This window comes from Candidatus Woesearchaeota archaeon (assembly GCA_026394965.1).
GTDB lineage: Archaea > Nanobdellota > Nanobdellia > Woesearchaeales > 0-14-0-80-44-23 > JAPLZQ01.
This window is the reverse complement of record JAPLZQ010000035.1, coordinates 1-18490: the sequence shown is the minus strand read 5'-3', so window position 1 is coordinate 18490 and position 18490 is coordinate 1. Positions and strand designations below refer to the sequence as shown.

Genomic DNA, 18490 nt, shown 5'->3' with positions numbered 1-18490 from the left:
GTCAAGGACATTCGCATATGCTGCCTTAAGGAGTTTCTTTCTGACATTTGCCCCTCTTACTCTCATAGACCTTACCTTGTCCTTATCGTCAACCTTTGTAAGAGCAGGAGCCCGTCCAAGTTCGCACAGTTTCTTTTTTCTGTAGTCCCTGTATCTCTTTCCGCTGAGTTTTCTTTTTGGTCTTGCTTGTCTTATTGCCATGGTATAATGAGAATTTGGAACTTCTTTATAAAGATTACTATTGAAAAAGAGGGGACAATACTTAAAATAATGAGAAAGAAGGATTGAAGAATCATCAGAATATTCATTTTTTAATAATATTAATATACGCTAATCTGTTCTTCTTATTTTGTTTTTAGGAAAATAGATAAATACTAAACTAATTGGAGTTTTGGGAAGAACCAGATGAAAAAGATATTGTGCGATGCAGTTGTTTTTGACCAGGGAAACACTATTGTAATGGACCCATTTAAGAATGCTCTTTCCAAGGCAAAGAAAAAGCTTGAGCGCATAATGAGAAGGGCAGGGGTAAAAATGAGCGCGCAGAGGATTGAAAGGGAATGGACGCGCTCAAACAGCGCAATTGACTTTCCGTTTTCAGGGCATTTTGTGCAGGAAGAAATCTTTGTGCAGGACTTCATGAGAAGAGCAGGAATAAGCAGTGAAAAAATTGCGGTGCTGGCGCCTTTACTCCTTTCAGAATACAGGAAGAATTACATTAATGAAGTCAGGGTGCAGATTAATAAAAGAAAAATAAAAAAGTTCCTGATTGAATTGAAGAGCAAAGGCAAAAAAATCGGGATTTTCTCAAATGACAAGTCAATAGGGCTGAATTCAGCGCTTGAGTCCTGCGGGATAAAGAAATATTTTGACTACATTGAAACATCTGAAGAATTTAGGCGGGAAAAGCCGGACCCAGCTGTTTTTAGGAGAATAGAAAAAAAGATGGGCGTTGCCAGGAAAAAAATAGTGTATGTTGGAGACGACCCCAAAAGAGACATTATACCTGCGAAACGCTTTGGCATGAGCGCTGTGCTTTATCTGGTAAGCGATTCTTACCATGAAAAGTGGAGAAACTATGCTTACAAAAAAAACTGCAGCCCTGATGCAGAAGTCCGAAATCTTCAGCAGTTGCTTTCAATAATAGAATAAAAAATAAATACTGGTTTGCAAATTAATGAAAAAAGACGGTGCTAAAATGGCTGAAAACATTGAAAATGAATTTAAGAAGCTGCATGACATATTCATTCTGAAAGAGATAAACCGGACCGGAAAAGTGAAAAACAGGTTTGAAAGCTCAGCAGAGCATTCCTGGAGCTGCATGATACTTGCACAGTATTTCCTTCCCAAAATCAAGCACAGAATTGATGAGAAAAAAATAATGAGGATGCTCCTTTACCACGATGTTATTGAGATAGAATCAGGGGATACCATTGTCTTTGACAGCGACAAGGTTCTTGGGCAGCGCGAAAAAGAGCATTCATCCCTTTCAGGAATGAAGAAAAGAATGCCCAAAGGGCTTGCAGATGATTTCAGCGTGCTGTGGCTGGAATTTGAGGAGAATAAGACGATTGAGGCAAAGTTCTGCCAGGCAATAGACAAGCTTGACCCGGTAATCCACGCAATATTTGATGAAGATGACTGGAAATACAACAGCATAAACGAGGAAAAGCTGAGAAAGGCAAAACAGCAGTATTTTGAGCCATTCCCTGAAATGATGGAGTTCTTTGAGTCGCTGGTAAGCTTTGCGAAGAAGAAGCATTATTTTTAAAGCGCCCAAAAAAGTCGCCTAAAGAAAAAATTTAAATACCGCCCGAATTTTCCGATGGAACACGGGCCCATAACTCAGCCTGGTTAGAGTGCTGGTCTTATATGACTGCATTCTGCACAAAATCTAAGACAACCAGCGGTCTGGAGTTCAAATCTCCATGGGCCCACTTTTTATTTATAATTTTCTAAAAAAAAACCGAAAGGAGAAAAAAATGAAATCTGGGGATAAAAAAGCTGCGAAAGCCAGGGGCAATAAAAACAATCACAATGAAGAAGATATTGCAGATGAAAATCAGCCCAAGATAAAGATGGGGCTCATGTCTAATTTAAGAAAGTATGCGCTTCACAATGCAGTTCTTCACAACGGAAAGGCAGATGTCAAGGCAGTTCTGGGAAAGGCGATTTCAGAGGACAATTCATTGAAAAGCCAGCTTTCAGAGATTAAGGAGCTTATTGATGAGGTTGTGGATGAGGTGAACTGCAGCAAATTAGAAAGCCAGCTTGCAATGCTTAAGGAAATAGCCCCTGAACTGCTTGAGAAAAAAGAGGGGAAAAGGGAGCTGAAGGAGCTTCCTAATGCAGAAATGGGGAAGGTTGTAACAAGGATTCCCCCTGAGCCATCCAAATACAACCACATCGGGCATGCACTCTCCTTTCTCATAAATTATCTTTACGCGAAGAAGTATAAGGGAAAATGCATTTTAAGGTTTGAGGACACAAACCCATTAAAGGGTTCGCAGGAATATGTTGATGCAATGAAGGAGGATGTTCTCCAGTTCCTTGAGATAAAGCCTGATGAAATCATCTTTGCAAGCGACGAGATGCCAAAATTCTATGATTATGCGGAAAAGCTCATAAAAATGGGAAAGGCATATGTGTGCTTCTGCGCAAGAGAGGAAATGCAGGATTCAAGGCACAAGGGGCTTGAATGCAAGTGCAGAAATTCCTCATTGGAAAAGAACTTTTCTGAATGGAAGAACATGCTTTCAGGAAAATACTCTGACGGGCAGTGCGTCCTAAGGCTTAAAGCAAACATGCAGGCTGAAAACCAGGTGATGAGGGACCCTGTCATATTCAGGATTGTAAGCGCAGAGCACTACAGGCAGAAGGATAAATACAAGGTGTGGCCAGTTTATGACTTTGAAAATGCTATAGAGGATTCCACCCACGGAACAACCCACATATTAAGGAGCTCTGAATTCGGCACAATGAGAGTTGAGCTTCAGACAATGATAAAGGAACTCCTTGGGCTTTCAAAGCAGACAGTAATACAATATGGAAGGTTCAGCATAGTCGGAGCAACAACCCAGGGCAGAGAGATAAGAGAGCTTATTGAGAAGGGAAAGGCAACTGGATGGGATGACATATCCCTTGTCACAATAAGGGCTCTCAAGAGGAGGGGCTTTGTCAAGGAGACATTCTACGAACTCGCAATCCAGGTTGGGCTTTCGCCGACTCCAACAACATTGGACTGGACTTTTGTTTCATCTGTAAACAGGAAAATCATAGATCCTTTTGTGAAGAGGTATTTCTTCGTAAGCGAGCCAGTCAAGATAAAAGTGGAAAACGCTCCCGATAGGGAAGAGCACCTTAAGCTCCACCCCGAGCACCCTGAATACGGCGAGAGAAAGTTCAAAACACATTCTGAATTCTACATCTCAAAAGAGGACTTTGACTTGATTGAGGATAAAAAGCTCTACAGGCTGATGGACTGCCTGAATTTCAGGAAAGAAAATGATAAGATGTCCTTTGTTTCTGCAAGCGTTGATGATTACAGAAAAGAGGGCGAAAGGATTATGCACTGGCTTCCTGCTGATTCAGAGCTTATTGATGCAGTTGTCCTTATGCCTGACCATTCCATGAGAAAAGGGTTCCTGGAAAGCAATGCATCTGCGCTGAATGTAGGAGATGAGGTGCAGTTTGAAAGATTCGGATTCTGCAGGCTGGACAAAAAAGATGGCAACAAGTTCTCATTCTGGTACACTCACAAATGAGAGAATTTTCCCTTAATTTTATTTTTTATCATAAAAATTTCTATGAAATGTAGAAAAGTTTATAAACTCAAATGTGTAAAAAACTATATTAGTATATACTTTAAAGTTTAAGCTTACCATATCTAAGCATACAAACAAGCTGAGGTGCTCATATGAAAAAGAATATTTCTTTTGCGATAATAATAGCTTTAGTGTTATTTGCAGCAGTTCCTTCTGCATTGGCAGACACCCAAAAGGCTGCAGGTGAATACTTGGGATACTTTGTAAAGGCGCTTACTGAGCTTTTCAACGGGCATTCAGACGCATTTGTGAGAAATTTCACCAATTCTTTTCCCCTGATTGCAGTATTCCTGATAGTGCTTGGGCTTGTGCAGTATGTATCAAGGACAGTGATTTTCAAGAATGAGGGCGGAGAGAAATATGCAACAATACTCGCTGTTGGAATGGCACTTCTTACTGTATGGAGCAGACCGGCATTCAACTGGATAATGAACTTAGGAACAACAACGGTATTCATAATCTTCGGATTTGTCATGGTTGCATTCCTGGTGCAGGGCGCAACAGCGCACAGGACTGCCCTTGGAGGATATCACCTTGCAGGAACAGATATGATGAATAATCACACAAGCTTTCTTGGTGCTTTTGATGCAAATAAAAAAGCAAGGCAGGAAAGCTACATGCAGGACCAGCTTGAGCACAGGGAAAAAACAGGGCTTGAGAATGCAAGAAAAGACATTGACGACTTTTATGACGAGACAAAGGATGTAGAGGCGCATCTGACAAAAATACTTGGGATAATCAAGAATCTGAGAGGAGCAAGAAATGAAGGCAATGCAAGCGCCTACATGAACAGCCTCAGGCAGCAGCTAAATGCGGTGAATGCCCACATTATTGTTAACAGAAGGGATTTCTCAGGGATAATAGGGCATCTTAGGGAAGTCAGCCACACTAATATAAATGAAAAAACACACAGACAGAGCATAAAAAACCAGATAAACCGTGAAATAGCAAATTTTAACAAAAATACAACCAACAGCCAGATGAGAGCTGAAAAGATACAGAGAATATCTGCAGCCAGAAATTTAGTTAATGAGATAGATTCTCTCAACAACGCTGAACTCAATCTAATAAGGGAATTTGCTCCCCTTGAAAGAATCATTCAAAGGCAGGAATCAGAGCTTATTGCGCAGATTCAGATGTGCATAGCAACAGTAACACAAAATCCTCCTGCAGCAGAGAAGGATATAAATGTTGCATTGGGAATAGCTCACCAGCTAAATCAGGAAGGGAAGAAAATGGATACGCTGGGAGACAGATTCAACGCATTAGTTAATCAGGAGCATGCGTTTCAGGCGCGTGTTACAAATATCCTCGGAAGTTTAAAGCCGTAAATGATTTCAGGAAATATTTTTTTATTATTTTATCTTATTTTTATTAGAATAATCTCATTAATGCATATTTAATCGGATTCTCTGCTCTCATGTTTTCTGCCTCATAAAGCGCCTCATTAGGGCTTTTTTCTCCGCTTATGCACTTTCTGATTACATAAGATGGCACCCCGCTTCTCCTAAGGCTTCTTGCAGTTTCCTGCTCATAAAAAATCTGATTGGTGCTCTTTTCCTTTGGCTGAGACGGAGATGGCTCGCAATACACTGGCTCATATGCAGGAGCAGGAATTTGCTGCTCTTCTTCCATTGCTTCCGGCTGTTTAATTTTTAATGGCTCAGATTCCTCAAAAGTGAAATCCTTCTCTGGCATCTTTCCCCTGAAAACATCCCTTGCTATTGCCTCTGAGCTTAAATTTCCCCTGTATTTCCTGATGCCATAAGAGAGCAGATAATTGTTCTCTTCAGCAACCTTGTTGAGAAAATCAAGCGCAGATTCTGCCTTTTTCTTATTTTGGATTTTTCCATTCCTGAGATAGGTCTCTGCAGAATCCCTCATGTCAAGAATTCTCTGATAGGCATTCCTGATGTCAACTTCTGTCTTCATCTTGAGAGTGCCGCCGTATGAGAGCCTGAAATCTGATATTGCTGACTCAAGAGAGGAAAACTCATTCTCATCTTTTCCTGCTGTGCTGCAAATCCTTGAGTTAAGAGAAAGGTAAGCATTAAGTGCAGAGTCAAACCTTTGGGCATCATAGGAAAGTTCTTCCATCCCGTATCTTATCAGGTTTATCCTGTCATTTGCAACAGACTCTGGATTTGTGAAGCCCATGTCGTGTCCATAATGCTTAAATGCATGAAAATTGTATTTGACAAGGCTTTCCAGGGCAAATTCTGGCTTGAACTCCTTAACCAAGCGTTCCCCTTCCCTTGCTTCGTTCAGAAGCCTTTCAATGCTGTTTTCAGGCATTTAAACACCTTTTAAAATTTATTTTGATGGCCTCTGATTGATGATTCTTTTAAAGCATCTCTGGGAGATTCCCCTAAATACTCGCATAGCCTTGCGAAAAATCCCTTTTTGGGGCTGATGCTTGCTCCAAGCTCAATCTTCTTAATTTCTGCCTCATGCGTGTAAGCCATGCCTGCAGATGAAAAGTCAACTGAATATTTCAGGCAGGGATTAACATGCGATTCTTCTCTCAAATCATTAAGGTTTGAGAGTTTTGCTTCAAGAATATTTCTTATTGACTCTGCAACTCCGATTTTCAGGCCGTCTTTAAGATAAGAAAGGAATTCTGTCAGCTGGTCAGCATAACGGAAAAGCTCATTAACAGGAACAGTGAAATAGAATTCCCCGTTTTCAGAAGATTTCACAACATTAAATATTTCCTCAAGACTGCCTTTGTAGTCAAATGCGGAATCTCCCTCTGCAAGGCTCTTTTTTATTCCGTTTGCTGAGCTTTCAATAATATGATATGCAAAATCGCCTGATTCAAGTTTTTTCCTGGCTTCTTTGAGCTTTGAGTCATCAACTTTAATCCCTTCCCCTAAATTATCAAGAATAATTTCAAGGTTTGGTATTGGAGTTGAGTATTTTGCGTGGAATTTATCAAGAGTTTTTTTTACCTTTGCTTTTGGAAGGACATTGCCGTAATCAACACCGAACTCTGCTTCCAGAGTGCTTCCCGGGCTTGTTGTATTACCAGAGAGATACCCTGTTGGAAATAAACCTATCTGGTTTATTGAGTTTACTGCAGTGAAAACTGCTTTTATGAGCTCATCAGCATTCGCCTCAAGAATTGGCTTTGGCTCAGATGTATTGATTTTGCTTTCCAGAGAAGAAGGCAAATAAACTTCTACTGCCTCTGGATTTACAGCAGCATTTTGAATTCCTTCTGCGCTTTCTGAACTTATTTCTTCGCCTGAAACTTTGCTGCCCTGCGCTTTTGCAGAAACAGAAGAATCAACATAAGTCATATCCTTATCTGTCAGAGGAACCTGAGCAATTCCCTCTCTGCTAAGCTGGTCCATTGGCTTTAATGGTATCTTGCTGCAATCAACATTATCGCTATTATCAGAACTAGGTTCATAATGCTTTTTTTCATCCATTTTGACACCCTCCAAGGTTTTTAATGAATATGATTAGAAATTAGCAGAAGTAGTATATAAATATTTCGCTACTTAATAGTAACAATAAATTAGGATAATATGAAGCAATAAAAAAAGCAGCAAATACCCAATAAACAAATTAAACCGCTTAAATGGCAAAATTATTAAAATAAGCGGGGAATAATCAGTTTCAGAGGTGGTTTTAATGCATAAAAAAGACAGAATCAAACTAGTTAATTTTTTGAAATTAATTGCATCAATTCTAATATGTCTGGGAGCAGGGTTTATCGGCTCAATATTCACAATGCCTTCAATAAAAGGGTGGTATTCAACGCTCAATAAGCCGTTTTTCAGCCCTCCAAACTGGGTTTTTGCGCCTGTGTGGACTGCGCTTTTTATATTAATGGGAATATCTCTTTATTTTGTATGGAGCGAAAAATCAAAAAAGAGAATTGCTGCCCTTTCAGTATTCTTTGTCCAGCTGGGATTAAACATTCTGTGGTCAGTCCTTTTTTTCGCACTTCACGCGCCATTCCTCGCCCTTATTGAGATAATAATCTTATGGGGAGCAATATTTTTGACAATTGCAAGATTTAACCGTGTGAAAAGGGAATCAGCAGCCCTTCTAATCCCTTACATTCTCTGGGTAAGCTTTGCCTCAATACTTAACTTCAGCATATGGCTGCTTAACTAAGTGATGAAAAGGTTTGTAAGATGCTTTCATGGAAAAGGTGAGAAAATTGGAATATGAAAAGAGCGTCAAACACATTTCAGGAAAAAAGGGGCACGGAATTTTACTTTTTGCACTTTCAACCTGCATTTGGTGCAGAATGACAAGAGAGCTTTTGGAAAAATCAGGGTTTGAATTCAGCTATGTTTATGTGGACCTTCTTGAAGGGAAAGCAAGGGAAGATGCTGTTGCAGAAATGGGCAGGTGGAACCAAAGCACATCCTTTCCGACATTAATAATTGACAAAAAGAGGGCAATACTCGGATATCAGGAAGAAGAGATAGAAAAGATGCTTGAAAATGGAAACTGAAATATCAGATTCAGAAATTGATTCGGTTTATGAAAAGCTGAAAATAAGCGCAGAGAAAAGGGGATATTTTCTCAATCCAGATGAGAAATTTGCAAAGGCGCTCGTGAGGAGCCTTCTTACAAACGGCAGGCGCTATGGATACTGGGCGTGCCCCTGCCGGCTCGCATCAGGGAAAAGGGAAGAGGACAATGACATAATCTGCCCCTGCGACTACCGGGATTCCGATGTAAAGGAGCGCGGCGCATGCTACTGCGCGCTTTATGTTTCAAAGGAGATAAGCGAGGGAAGAAAAAAGGCGATGCCTGTTCCAGAGAGAAGGCCGCCTTTTTCGGAGAGAAAAATGAATGAAAAGCCTGAAATAAAAAATAATTAACCTGAAAAAAAGCAATCCATCCCGGTTTGGAGGTGCAAGGTTTGCGGCTATCTCTGCGCAAGGGATTCTCCCCCAGACACCTGCCCAATATGCGGAGTAGATTCTGATAGATTTGAGAGGTTCATGTAGAAGGGATGAAGAATAAGTGAAAAATATTAAAAAAAATTAGAAAGATAAATAAAAAATAAACAAAAAAAATTATTTTTGTTTATTCTATTTCTTTGCGACTTTCTGCTCTTTAAGAAGAATCTTTGCGAGCATAAAAACCACAAGTGCAATTATCACAAAGTTTATGAGGGCTCCGAGGAATGCCCCCCAGCTTATTACAATTGAGCCCATTTTAAACGTCGCTGTCTGCCAGGCTCCTCCTGGAATGAACGGAGTGACAACGGGCATTATGATATTAGCCACAAGCGACTGCACAAGCGCTGTTACTGCAATGCCCATGATAAATGCTATTGCCAGCGGAACAACCTTGTATTCCCTCAAGAACTCATTGAACTCTTTCAATACTCCCATCAAATACCACCCCTTTAATTTTATTAATTTAATTAATCCTGTTATGCGATTTTGTTTTAAAAACTTTGCCTTATTAAAGGTAATTAAGAATAATCTTCCTCATTTTTCAGAAAGTTTCGCTGACTTTATCAGGAAAACCCCTGAATTGCTGTGGTATGATATTTCAGAATCAGTTATTTCAATCCTCTTCCTGAAAAAAGGAGCATTGAGGACTGTTGTCTCAATTTCGCCCCCTTCTCCGGCAGGATTGATTTTATACTTGTCCTGCAGGAACTTCAGTTTCGCAATCATCTTCCTGTCAATTGTTTTTCCCAGGAATTCCCTGTCAAGGGGGAATGCAAAAACCCCTGACACCACAACCTCAAAATTATTGTCAAGAAGCTCTTCAAGGATTCCAATCTGCTCGCGCATCCAGAGCGGATTTATGCATGAAATTGAAAGAGCACTGCAGATTTTTTCTATTCTTGAAGCCTGATACACTGAGCAGATTGCCCCTGTAACTAATCCCTCTATCCCGAACCTCTCAACTGCAAGGGATACTGCATCCCGGAGGTCAGATAATTCCTTTTCCTTCTCCCCCTTTGTTTCCTTTTCAAGAAGAGGGATTCCTATTGCCTCAGCCTGCATCTTTGTTATCCCTATATTGGGAACATGAAACATGTAGCTTTCAGGATTCTCTGATTTAATGGTTATGAGGCATGCAACCTCATACTCTTTCATTGCCTTGTAAAGAGCAAGGCATGAATCCTTTCCCCCTGAAAAAAGCACGCCGACTTTCATAAAGGAGAGAGAAAGTGGATTAATATAAATAATAATACCAAATATGCAATTCATTAAATTAGCATAACTAAATTTGCCGGAGTAAATTCCAGAAAATGCTTATGAATAAGAGAAGGATTAATTGCAAAAAATTATTTTGCATCATTATTCTACCATAATTAAGCACACATTAAACCCAAATCTTTATAAATAAGTTCTAAACTCTCCCATATCACCAGTGATTGATGAGAGCATTTTTGCTCGAATGAGGTGTTTTTCTGGCAGAAAAGCCTCGCGATACTTTGCACGGTAGGTAAAAGAATAAGACAGAACAGGATAATACGGAATAAATTAAAGGAATAGACGGGAAAAAAGACATCAGGAAATTTATGAAAAATTGGGAGGATTGGTAAACATGGCCTCAGAAAATGAGCTAGTTGAAAAGGTGCTTGAAGCAATAGAAGTTGCAAAGACAACAGGAAAAATAAGAAAGGGAACAAATGAAGTCACAAAGGCAATTGAGAGAGGGCAGGCAAAGCTCGTCGCAGTTGCAAAGGACATAATCCCGGCAGAGATTGTAATGCATCTCCCACTTCTTGCAAAGGAAAAGAACATAATGTGCGTCCAGGTGCCAAGCAAGGAAGAGCTTGGAGTCGCAGCAGGGCTTGGAGTGGCAACAGCAAGCATTGCAATTGTTGAGGAAGGAGATTCAAAGAAGACAATCAGGGAAATCGCAGAGCTCTTGGGAGCAGAAAATAAGGATTCTAAAACTGAGTAAGGTGGGTTAAATGAAAAAAGAAGAAATGAACCCAGATGAGATAAAGTCCGACGAAAAGGCGGACAAGAAGAAGAAAAGGAACGAGGAAGAAACCCCGATTGTAACAGGCAAGGTAAGCTTCTCAATAGCGTTCCCTGCAACAGTCAGCGAGGTAATGGGAAGGACAGGCACAAGGGGGGAAGTAACCCAGGTAAGATGCAAGGTGCTTGAGGGCAGGGATGCAAACAAGATAATAAGGAGAAATGTGCTTGGCCCGGTAAGAGTTGGAGACGTCCTCATGCTTAGAGAGACAGAAATCGAAGCAAGAAAGCTCACACAATCAAGGAAGTAAATGGTAGAGGCTGATTAAAATGGCAAGATGCAGTTTTTGCGGTCAGAATATTAAGAAAGGGACGGGAGTCCTGTTTGTAAGGAAAACAGGCAAGATTCTCTACTTTTGCTCCACCAAATGCAGCAAGAATATGCTTAAGCTAGGAAGAAAGCCGGCTAACATAAAGTGGACAAAGGAATACAAAAAGGGAGTTAAGGAAAAAAAGAAAGTGGAGTGAAATCTCCATTTGTTTTTTATTTTAATTGGATGATTTTTAATTGGAGAATTAGCGTATCAGGGTGAAAAAATGGCTGAAGCTTCAAAGGAAAAAGTAGAGGAGAGAAACAGCTTTATAGAGCATACTCTAGTGCTTATGAAGCCAGATGCGGTTCAGAGGGGAATTGTCGGAAAGATTGTGGAAAGGTTTGAGAATGTCGGCCTGAAAATTGTCGCAATGAAGATGATAAAGGCAAACATTGACCTTGCCATGAAGCACTATCCAAAGGAAATGATGCCCATACTCGGCTCAAAAACCCTTAAGGACTGGGATGAAATGGGAATAAAGACAGAGATGACAGCAGATGAGCTCGGGAAAATGGCATGGGAAGACCTTATAAAATTCTCAACTGAAGCGCCAATTATTGCAATAGTGCTTGAGGGAGTCCATGCAGTTGAAATAGTGAGAAAGATGTGCGGAACAACCTCCCCCCACAGGGCGCCTCCGGGAACAATAAGGGGCGACTTCTCGCCAATAAGCATGGGATATGCAACAAAAAGGGGCTTCGGCGGAAGAAACCTGATACACGCATCCGGAAGCAAGGCAGAAGCAGAAAAGGAAATCTACCTCTGGTTTAATATCAACGAGATTTATGCATATAGGACAGTTTACGAAAATCAGGTACAATAAAAGAAAAAATCATTATCAGAAAAATTATTGGAAAATAAACACAGCATAGGTGAAATAATTATGACAGAAAAAATGGTTGACAAGGTCATGAGGCTTATGAAAGAGCCGGAGCATATCAGAAACATATGCACCTCAGCCCACATTGACCACGGAAAGACAACATTCTCAGACAACCTGCTCCTCGGCGCAGGAATGATTTCAGAAGATCTTGCGGGGAAGCAGTGCGTAATGGACTTCCACGAGGATGAAAAGGCAAGAGGAATCACAATTGACTCAGCAAACTGCTCAATGGTCCAGGATGACAACGGGCAGGAATACCTGATAAATCTGATTGACACTCCGGGGCACATTGATTTCGGCGGAGACGTCACAAGGGCAATGAGAGCCATTGACGGGACAATCCTCCTCTGCTGCGCTGTTGAAGGGGTAATGCCGCAGACAGAGACAGTCCTAAAGCAGGCGCTCAGGGAAAGAGTCAAACCAGTCCTGTTCATCAACAAGGTTGACAGGATGATGAAGGAATTGAAGCTCACGCCTGAGCAGATGCAGGAAAGGTTCACTAAGATAATAACTAATGTGAACTACCTGATAAAGAACCTTGCCGAAAAGGAATTCGGGGACAAGTGGCAGGTTAATGTCAATGACGGAAGCGTTGCATTCGGAAGCGCATTCCACAAATGGGCATTGTCTGTTCCTTACATGAAAGCAAACAACATCTCATTCAAAGACATAATAGAGGCATATGAAACAGCAGACCCGGCTAAAATTGAAGAGCTTGCAAAGAAGGCTCCTCTCCACAGGGTAGTCCTTGAGATGTCAATCAAGCACCACCCCACGCCCATAGAAGCCCAGAAATACAGGATTCCGAAAATATGGCACGGCGATCCTGAATCCCAGGTTGGAAAGGATTTAGTTAACTGCAACAAGGATGGACAGGTTGCATTTGTAGTCACAAAAATCGTAATGGACAAGGCTTTTCTCAGGAACAGTGAGAACCGGAGCAGAACTTTACATGAACGGCGGAAAAATGAGAGTCAGAGTCCAGCAGGTTTCAATCTACAACGGCCCAAAGAGGGAGATAATTGAGGAAGCCCCTCCGGGAAACATCGTAGGAATCGTCGGGCTGAAGAACGCATTTGCAGGAGAAACAGTCTCAACAGAGCCCATGGAGCCGTTTGAGTCAATAAAGCACATATTTGAGCCAGTTGTCACAAAGGCAATAGAGGCAAAGAGGCCTTCTGACCTTCCAAAGCTCATTGAGGTTTTGAGGCAGGTGAACAAGGAGGATCCTGGAATCCAGATTAAAATCAATGAGGAAACAGGAGAGCACCTGATAAGCGGAATGGGAGAGCTTCACCTTGAGATCATAGAAAACAGAATAAGGACAGAGAAGGGAGTTGACATCATTACAAGCAACCCAATTGTCGTCTACAGGGAAACAATCACAAAGAAATCACCCGAGGTTGAGGGAAAATCCCCAAACAAGCACAACAAGTTCTACTTTGTCGTAGAGCCTCTTGAGGACAATATCTTCAAGGAAATAAAAGAGGGAATGCTTCCTGAGATGAGGATAAAGAAGGACGAGGTTTGGAGAAAGCTTGAAGAACTTGGAATGGACACCAAAACCGGAAGAAAAGTTAAGGATATTTACAACGGCAACATGCTTATTGATATGACCAGGGGAATTGTCCACATAGGAGATGTTATGGAATTAATCATGGACTCATTTGAAGATGTCATGAGCGCAGGCCCGCTCTCAAGAGAGCCCTGCATGAAACTTAAAGTAATGCTCATGGACACAAAGCTCCACGAAGATGCAATTCACAGAGGACCTGCGCAGGTCTACCCTGCTGTAAGAGACGGAATCAGAGGGGCAATCCTCCTCTCAAGACCGCTCATATTCGAGCCTGTCCAGACAATGCAGTTTGAGGCGCCAGAGGAATACATGGGAGATCTCTCAAAGCTTGTCGGAAACAAAAGGGGGCAGATGCTTGATGTCCAGCAGGAGGGAATGCTTGTCCAGATAAAGGCAAAGATGCCTGTTGCAGAGATGATAGGGCTCAGCAATGACATAAGGTCCGCAACAGAGGGAAGAGGAACCCAGTTTGTGGTTGACCAGGCATTCGAAAAAGTCCCTGAAGAGATGCAGGAAAAAGTGGTAAACACAATCAGAAACAGGAAGGGGCTCAAGGTTGACGCAGAAACAGGAGTTGCTGTCCAGGCCTAAATGATTTTAGCGGCTTTTTTTGCCGCAAAGGATTAAACGCATTATCCTGTGAGCGAAGGGAAAACTTTATAAATAAAAACAAAAAACTCATAGGAGAGAAAGCTTAAAAACGCATCAGGCGCTTTTGGCTTGAAAAAGAAGATAAAAAAATAACCAAAAAAAGTTTGTGGAGGAATTAAAATGCCAAAGACAAGGGAACATATTAACCTGGTTTTCATCGGACATGTAGACCACGGAAAATCAACAACTGTAGGAAGGCTTCTCTTCGACGCAGGAGTCGTAGACGAACAGACAATGAAGAAGCTCAAGGACAAAGCAAAAGAGCTTGGAAAAGCCGGCTTTGAGTTTGCATTTGTCATGGATACTCTTAAGGAAGAGCAGGAAAGAGGAGTCACAATTGACCTTTCCCACAAGAAGTTCGAGACAGAAAAGTATTATTTCACAATAATTGATGCTCCCGGACACAGGGATTTCATCAAGAACATGATTACCGGAGCATCACAGGCTGACGCTGCTGTGCTTATTGTTTCAGCAAACACAGGAGACGGAGTCCAGGCTCAGACAGAGGAGCACGTATTCCTCTCAAGAACACTTGGCGTTGAGCAGCTCATTGTTGGAATCAACAAGATGGACATGGCCAAGTACGAAGAGAAGAGATACAACGAAGTTAAAGAGCAGGTTTCAAAGCTCCTTAAGAGCGTAGGCTACAATCCGGACAAGATAACTTTCATTGCAATGGCTTCATTCCCAGGCGACAACATTTTCAAGAAGTCCACAAACATGCCATGGTATAAGGGACCAACACTTATTGAAGCAATGAACAGCCTCTTGCCACCAAAGAAGCCAACAGACCTTCCACTCAGGCTTCCAATCCAGGATGTGTACAACATCACCGGAATCGGAGTTGTCCCAGTTGGAAAGGTTGAAACCGGAATCATGAAAGTAAATGACAAGGTAATAATTGTTCCGGCAAGAGAAGGAAAGGGAGTCAGCGGAGAAGTCAAGAGCATAGAGATGCACCACGAACAGCTCCAGCAGGCTGAGCCGGGAGACAATGTCGGTTTCAACATAAGGGGAATCGGAAAGACAGACATAACAAGGGGAGATGTCCTCGGGCACACAACAAACGTGCCAAGCGTTGCAACAGAGTTCACAGCCCAGATTGTTGTCCTGAACCACCCAACCGTCATAACAGTGGGATACACACCTGTCTTCCACATTCACACAGCGCAGGTTGCATGACAGATAATCGAGATAATAAAGCAGATTAACCCGGTATCAGGCGAAACAGTGAAAGAGCATCCGGACTTCATCAAGAAGGGAGATGCTGCAATCATCAGAGTCAAGCCTGCAACACCGCTTGTAATTGAGAAGAACAAGGAAATCCCGCACATGGCAAGATTTGCTATAAGGGACTCAGGCACAACTGTAGCAGCAGGAATGTGCATTGACATGGTGAAAAAGGTGTTATAAGAATTTTTATGATTTTTTTCCTCTATAATAGAGCCCATGGCGAACTGCACTCACCATGGAGACACTTTATTTTAAAGATGCGGGAGTGAATTCAATATGCAAAAAGCAAGAATCAAATTAGCAAGCACTGATATTGACAAAATCAACCAGACATGCGAATACATCAAAAGCATAGTTGAAAAGACCGGAGTCGATATGAAAGGCCCGATCCCGCTCCCGACGCAAAAGCTCAAGATAACCACAAGGAAGGCGCCATGCGGAAACGGAACCGCAACATGGGAAAGGTATGAGATGAGGGTGCACAAGAGATTAATTGACCTTGCGGTTGACGAAAGGGCGTTAAGGCTTGTCATGAGGGTCCCAATCCCAGAGGGGCTCAACATTGAGATAGAGATAATTGATGACTAAACCTCATCAAAATCATTCTTTTTTTAAAAATAAAACAGCGGAAGAAAGGATAAGTAAAATCATCCGAAAAATTCTATTTTAGTTTAACGGCGATTTACTGATTACGAAACTTTAATAATACAAATCAAATATATTAAAAATGTGGAATCCTTTGATGTAATAATTATTGGGGCAGGTCCTGCTGGATTAAAATGTGCTGAAACTTTAGGAAACAGCAGATTTAGAGTTTTACTTCTTGAAAAAAACAAAGAAATCGGTTATAAAGTTTGTGCAGGAGGATTGACTGGAAAAGACATTGAATGCCTGAATTTACCTAGGAATTTAATTGATTTTCAGTACAATAAAATAAAATTACACATTAATAACGCATCTTCAACAGTCAAATACAAGAATAATTTTGTTTATACAATTGACAGGAAAAATCTCGGTCAATGGCAGCTTAAAAAATTAAAGCGATTTAGAAATATTGAAGTTCGAACAAACTCAAGAGTTTCAAAAATTGAAAAAAATTTCATCATTGCTAATGACAAAAAAATATCATACAAATTATTAGTTGGCGCAGATGGTTCAATGTCTCTTGTAAAAAAATATTTGGGAATTAAATCCGAGGATATTGATATTGCAATTCAGTATGTTATAGCGACTAGAAAATACAAAGAATTTGAAGTTTTTTTTGAATCCAAATTATTTTTTGCCTGGTATGCCTGGATATTTCCTCATAAAAATTATGTATCTGTTGGATGCGGATGTAATCCAAAAATACTCTCATCAAAAGAATTGAAAAGTAATTTTAAAAATTGGTTAAAAAAGAACAAAATTGATATTTCAAAAGGAAAATACGAAGCATTCCTGCTTAATTATGATTATCAGGGACACCGGTTTAAAAATGTATTTTTAGCTGGGGATGCAGCGGGATTCGTTTCTGGATTGACTGGCGAGGGGATATACCCGGCTTTAATATCTGGAGAGGAAATTGGAAAAATTATCCTTAATCCTGATTACAAATCAAACAAAATAGCGGATTTACTGAAAATCAAGAAGAGGCATAATCAACTAATGAATTTCTTAATTAAATGCGGTAAATTCAGGACAATGGTATTTTTTGCAGGAATGTTATTATTAAAAATTCCGTGTTTTAAGAAGAAAGCAATAAATTTGTTAGCCTAAACGATGTGCCAATTTATGCCATTCTTTTAGTCAGTAAGCTCCATTGTTCACCTTGCATGCTCACTGCATAACGACGCCGCTTAAAAAACTGCTGCTTTCTTATTCAGCAACTGGTTCCTCACAGCCCTTGTTCCCGAGGTTCTTGTTGGTGCATATGTTATTTACGCACAGGCAGTCGGCTTTGCTGTATGCTGCACTGCAGTCAAACATCATTGTGCATGCGTCAGGCGCGTTGAACTTGTTGGAATACGCAGTGTTTATGCATTCTTTAGGATGGCATCCTGGCTTAGGGGTGCAGTCAGAGTCTGTTAAGCATGAATAGATCCCGCTGAAGCATTCTCCTCTAAGATAAGCCCATTCCTCGCATACAGTGTTGTCTGCAAGAGTGCACATTCCTGTCTGGGAGCCGTCTTCTGCAGTCACAATATTCAGCTTTCCGCCTTTGCTGATGCAGTAGGAAGATGCCGGGTTTGCAATCTGAACAGTTTCATTCACAGTGCAGTTTTCCTCCCATGTCCTAAGGCATTTGCCTTTTTCCTCGCACCAGGAATAGCCTGCTGCAATGAGGCAGCCGTGCGAATCTTTTTCTCCCCCGATTAGTTTTGGCGAGCATCCTATAGAAAGCAGTGCAGCGATTATTGCTGAAGCAATAAGGTATTTTGAAATTTTTTCCATTTTGAATTCCTCCGAATTGCAAAAAGAAAAACAACGGGCATATTTAAATCCTTTTTAAGGTTCAAGTGGAATTGAAGTTAAGAATTTTTCATCACCTTTGAATAAAAAAATGGGGTAAAAAATTTCCTCTTGTAGATTGCATCTATTGCTCCGGGAATTATGGAAAAGCTTGCGGGGCTCTTTCCAAAATATTCCCCCTCTGCCTGGAAGGGAATGCCCTCTTTAAGGATATTAACCCCTGTTATCTTCTGCCTGGAATCAAAGTATTCAACCCAGGGGGACAGGAAAGGAAGATATGGATGAAGCCCGGCAATTATTATCGGAAAAAGAATCAGGCGTCCTATTGATGATGCGTCCTTCATGAGTGTTATGTCAAAAAATCCGTCCCTGTTTGATGCCCTGGGAGCAATCTTTATTATCCTTCCGGTTGTCTTTCCAAGCGCAATGTTCATTGAGGTAATCCTTGTCTCAAACTCTTTTTTTCCGTAATCAGAAATAATTTCAACCATTGATTTTTGGGATGGAACCTTTAACAGGTGCTGGAACGCAAGCGATTGGTAGTCAAATTTCTCATTTTTCAATTCCTTCTCAAGCGC

At 41.0% G+C, this 18490-nt stretch carries 19 protein-coding genes, 1 tRNA gene and 3 pseudogenes; 16 read left to right on the top strand and 7 right to left on the bottom strand.

Features of this window, described 5'->3' with window-relative positions:
* Positions 1 to 201: 30S ribosomal protein S8e (locus NTV63_01650; GenBank protein ID MCX6709640.1), on the bottom strand; the 201-nt coding region annotated here is incomplete at its 3' end.
* A 204-nt stretch (positions 202 to 405) separates the two neighbouring features.
* Here NTV63_01650 and NTV63_01645 point away from each other — a divergent pair.
* The 5 genes from NTV63_01645 (at position 406) to NTV63_01625 (ending at position 5155) form a co-directional block, all read left to right on the top strand.
* Complete coding sequence (locus NTV63_01645) at positions 406 to 1152, top strand: HAD family hydrolase (protein MCX6709639.1); 747 nt, start codon at positions 406 to 408, stop codon at positions 1150 to 1152.
* Between the two features lie 46 nt (positions 1153 to 1198).
* The gene (locus tag NTV63_01640; protein ID MCX6709638.1) at positions 1199 to 1771 is read left to right on the top strand and encodes an HD domain-containing protein; all 573 of its coding nucleotides are present in this window, start codon (positions 1199 to 1201) and stop codon (positions 1769 to 1771) included.
* 63 nt (positions 1772 to 1834) lie between these two features.
* Positions 1835 to 1937, top strand: a tRNA-Ile gene (locus tag NTV63_01635).
* A 45-nt stretch (positions 1938 to 1982) separates the two neighbouring features.
* Positions 1983 to 3764, top strand: coding sequence for a glutamate--tRNA ligase (gene gltX / locus NTV63_01630; protein ID MCX6709637.1), 1782 nt, complete (start codon positions 1983 to 1985; stop codon positions 3762 to 3764).
* Positions 3765 to 3916: 152 nt separating this feature from the next.
* Positions 3917 to 5155 carry a hypothetical protein gene (locus NTV63_01625; protein MCX6709636.1) on the top strand — a complete coding sequence of 413 codons (1239 nt, stop codon included), beginning with the start codon at positions 3917 to 3919 and terminating at the stop codon, positions 5153 to 5155.
* A gap of 43 nt (positions 5156 to 5198) precedes the next feature.
* On the opposite strand, the gene NTV63_01620 is transcribed toward NTV63_01625, so the two are convergent.
* On the bottom strand, positions 5199 to 6119 hold the full coding sequence (locus NTV63_01620) for a hypothetical protein (protein ID MCX6709635.1): 921 nt from the start codon (positions 6117 to 6119) through the stop codon (positions 5199 to 5201).
* Between the two features lie 11 nt (positions 6120 to 6130).
* Positions 6131 to 7258 (bottom strand): hypothetical protein, encoded by a 1128-nt coding sequence (locus NTV63_01615; GenBank protein ID MCX6709634.1) that lies wholly within the window; start codon positions 7256 to 7258, stop codon positions 6131 to 6133.
* 205 nt (positions 7259 to 7463) lie between these two features.
* On the opposite strand from NTV63_01615, the gene NTV63_01610 reads away from it, so the two are divergent.
* From NTV63_01610 to NTV63_01600, 3 genes and pseudogenes are all read left to right on the top strand, one after another.
* Entirely contained in the window at positions 7464 to 7952 is a 489-nt protein-coding gene (locus NTV63_01610) for a tryptophan-rich sensory protein (GenBank protein MCX6709633.1), read from the top strand.
* Between the two features lie 46 nt (positions 7953 to 7998).
* Positions 7999 to 8298: a glutaredoxin family protein gene (locus tag NTV63_01605; GenBank protein ID MCX6709632.1), complete on the top strand. Its 300-nt coding sequence runs from the start codon at positions 7999 to 8001 to the stop codon at positions 8296 to 8298.
* Positions 8288 to 8800, top strand: a pseudogene (locus NTV63_01600) (ferredoxin:glutaredoxin reductase). Before NTV63_01605 ends, NTV63_01600 begins: the two are co-directional and overlap by 11 nt.
* Positions 8801 to 8884: 84 nt before the next feature.
* On the opposite strand, the gene NTV63_01595 reads toward NTV63_01600, so the two are convergent.
* Together NTV63_01595 and NTV63_01590 are read right to left on the bottom strand one after the other, a co-directional pair.
* Positions 8885 to 9190: an MscL family protein gene (locus tag NTV63_01595; GenBank protein MCX6709631.1), complete on the bottom strand. Its 306-nt coding sequence runs from the start codon at positions 9188 to 9190 to the stop codon at positions 8885 to 8887.
* A gap of 99 nt (positions 9191 to 9289) precedes the next feature.
* A complete protein-coding gene (locus NTV63_01590; protein ID MCX6709630.1) occupies positions 9290 to 9970 on the bottom strand; it encodes a TIGR00289 family protein in 681 nt (226 codons plus the stop codon).
* A 394-nt stretch (positions 9971 to 10364) separates the two neighbouring features.
* Here NTV63_01590 and NTV63_01585 point away from each other — a divergent pair, with 394 nt between their 5' ends.
* From NTV63_01585 to NTV63_01550, 8 genes and pseudogenes are all read left to right on the top strand, one after another.
* Positions 10365 to 10727: a ribosomal L7Ae/L30e/S12e/Gadd45 family protein gene (locus tag NTV63_01585; GenBank protein ID MCX6709629.1), complete on the top strand. Its 363-nt coding sequence runs from the start codon at positions 10365 to 10367 to the stop codon at positions 10725 to 10727.
* A 10-nt stretch (positions 10728 to 10737) separates the two neighbouring features.
* The gene (locus NTV63_01580) at positions 10738 to 11058 is read left to right on the top strand and encodes a 30S ribosomal protein S28e (GenBank protein ID MCX6709628.1); all 321 of its coding nucleotides are present in this window, start codon (positions 10738 to 10740) and stop codon (positions 11056 to 11058) included.
* A 19-nt stretch (positions 11059 to 11077) separates the two neighbouring features.
* Positions 11078 to 11275, top strand: coding sequence for a 50S ribosomal protein L24e (locus NTV63_01575; GenBank protein ID MCX6709627.1), 198 nt, complete (start codon positions 11078 to 11080; stop codon positions 11273 to 11275).
* Positions 11276 to 11344: 69 nt separating this feature from the next.
* A complete protein-coding gene (locus NTV63_01570; protein ID MCX6709626.1) occupies positions 11345 to 11944 on the top strand; it encodes a nucleoside-diphosphate kinase in 600 nt (199 codons plus the stop codon).
* 54 nt (positions 11945 to 11998) lie between these two features.
* A pseudogene (locus NTV63_01565) lies at positions 11999 to 14171 on the top strand (elongation factor EF-2).
* 180 nt (positions 14172 to 14351) lie between these two features.
* Positions 14352 to 15644: pseudogene (gene tuf / locus NTV63_01560) on the top strand (translation elongation factor EF-1 subunit alpha).
* A 96-nt stretch (positions 15645 to 15740) separates the two neighbouring features.
* The gene (gene rpsJ, locus NTV63_01555; GenBank protein MCX6709625.1) at positions 15741 to 16052 is read left to right on the top strand and encodes a 30S ribosomal protein S10; all 312 of its coding nucleotides are present in this window, start codon (positions 15741 to 15743) and stop codon (positions 16050 to 16052) included.
* Between the two features lie 141 nt (positions 16053 to 16193).
* Positions 16194 to 17219: an NAD(P)/FAD-dependent oxidoreductase gene (locus tag NTV63_01550; protein MCX6709624.1), complete on the top strand. Its 1026-nt coding sequence runs from the start codon at positions 16194 to 16196 to the stop codon at positions 17217 to 17219.
* A 99-nt stretch (positions 17220 to 17318) separates the two neighbouring features.
* Here NTV63_01550 and NTV63_01545 read toward each other — a convergent pair whose 3' ends face one another.
* Complete coding sequence (locus tag NTV63_01545) at positions 17319 to 17894, bottom strand: DUF333 domain-containing protein (protein MCX6709623.1); 576 nt, start codon at positions 17892 to 17894, stop codon at positions 17319 to 17321.
* 77 nt (positions 17895 to 17971) lie between these two features.
* Positions 17972 to 18490, bottom strand: a 519-nt coding sequence (locus NTV63_01540) for a hypothetical protein (GenBank protein MCX6709622.1), incomplete at its 5' end; no start/stop codon positions are given.

Coding starts and splice junctions, on each gene's coding strand:
- NTV63_01640 (MCX6709638.1), top strand. CDS start 1,199: ATGGCTGAAAACATTGAAAATGAATTTAAGAAGCTGCATGACATATTC.
- NTV63_01620 (MCX6709635.1), bottom strand. CDS start 6,119: ATGCCTGAAAACAGCATTGAAAGGCTTCTGAACGAAGCAAGGGAAGGG.
- NTV63_01645 (MCX6709639.1), top strand. CDS start 406: ATGAAAAAGATATTGTGCGATGCAGTTGTTTTTGACCAGGGAAACACT.
- NTV63_01615 (MCX6709634.1), bottom strand. CDS start 7,258: ATGGATGAAAAAAAGCATTATGAACCTAGTTCTGATAATAGCGATAAT.
- NTV63_01625 (MCX6709636.1), top strand. CDS start 3,917: ATGAAAAAGAATATTTCTTTTGCGATAATAATAGCTTTAGTGTTATTT.
- rpsJ (MCX6709625.1), top strand. CDS start 15,741: ATGCAAAAAGCAAGAATCAAATTAGCAAGCACTGATATTGACAAAATC.
- NTV63_01575 (MCX6709627.1), top strand. CDS start 11,078: ATGGCAAGATGCAGTTTTTGCGGTCAGAATATTAAGAAAGGGACGGGA.
- NTV63_01545 (MCX6709623.1), bottom strand. CDS start 17,894: ATGGAAAAAATTTCAAAATACCTTATTGCTTCAGCAATAATCGCTGCA.
- gltX (MCX6709637.1), top strand. CDS start 1,983: ATGAAATCTGGGGATAAAAAAGCTGCGAAAGCCAGGGGCAATAAAAAC.
- NTV63_01580 (MCX6709628.1), top strand. CDS start 10,738: ATGAAAAAAGAAGAAATGAACCCAGATGAGATAAAGTCCGACGAAAAG.
- NTV63_01585 (MCX6709629.1), top strand. CDS start 10,365: ATGGCCTCAGAAAATGAGCTAGTTGAAAAGGTGCTTGAAGCAATAGAA.
- NTV63_01610 (MCX6709633.1), top strand. CDS start 7,464: ATGCATAAAAAAGACAGAATCAAACTAGTTAATTTTTTGAAATTAATT.
- NTV63_01570 (MCX6709626.1), top strand. CDS start 11,345: ATGGCTGAAGCTTCAAAGGAAAAAGTAGAGGAGAGAAACAGCTTTATA.
- NTV63_01590 (MCX6709630.1), bottom strand. CDS start 9,970: ATGAAAGTCGGCGTGCTTTTTTCAGGGGGAAAGGATTCATGCCTTGCT.
- NTV63_01595 (MCX6709631.1), bottom strand. CDS start 9,190: ATGGGAGTATTGAAAGAGTTCAATGAGTTCTTGAGGGAATACAAGGTT.